We start from the raw sequence: 666 nt of genomic DNA on the forward strand, positions 1-666 counted from the left end.
ATAAAACAATCGACCTTGTCCGCATTTGTAAACTGATACTCATAGTAGTTGTTCCAAAGGAGATAGTCTTCGTTACTAGCATTTTCACTATAGTGCTCTGCGTGGACGACAACTGCTAGATGGGCCTTCTGTGCTTCTTCAAAAACAGCCTGACCAATCCCTGTTTCCCTGTCCAAGATGACCAGATCAGACTTGCTCAAGTTCAAACTTTGCATAAAATAGCGCATAAGGGCTGGCTTTCCGTACAGAATCCGGTCCTTAAATCGATAGACCTCTTCCTGGCCTTCAGTCAGCAAGATATCGTAAGCGGTGCTGCCATCTTCATTGAAAAAGCTTCGTTGATAGAGTCTAGCCACTTGGTCTTTGGGCGCGAAATATTCTGTACAGTAGCGTGTGTAGGAGAAATAATCCTTGCGAATCAAGTTCCCCCCAAATACATACTCTGCATGTTGTACTAGATTCTTAGCCGAGTCTACCAAGTAGCAGGTCACAAACTTGTCCTCGTCAGAAAAGTAGACACGCAAAATCTTGCCATCCTGCTCCCTATGACTCTCAAGGCCACCGAAAGAGGCTAAGACCTCATCAACTGTAACACTGGTCGGTGCTAGCTTGATATCTGTAAAATGATTGTAAAGCCAGATTACCTGATCATCCGCAAAGCCGATA

Annotated in this window: 1 pseudogene; it reads right to left on the bottom strand. The window is 44.6% G+C overall.

What is annotated here, in order from left to right:
* Positions 1-666: pseudogene (locus GMD1S_RS08625) on the bottom strand (accessory Sec system glycosyltransferase GtfA); the annotation flags it as partial.

The sequence above is a fragment of the Streptococcus sp. GMD1S genome, assembly GCF_000296875.1.
In the GTDB taxonomy this organism is placed as follows: Bacteria; Bacillota; Bacilli; order Lactobacillales; family Streptococcaceae; genus Streptococcus.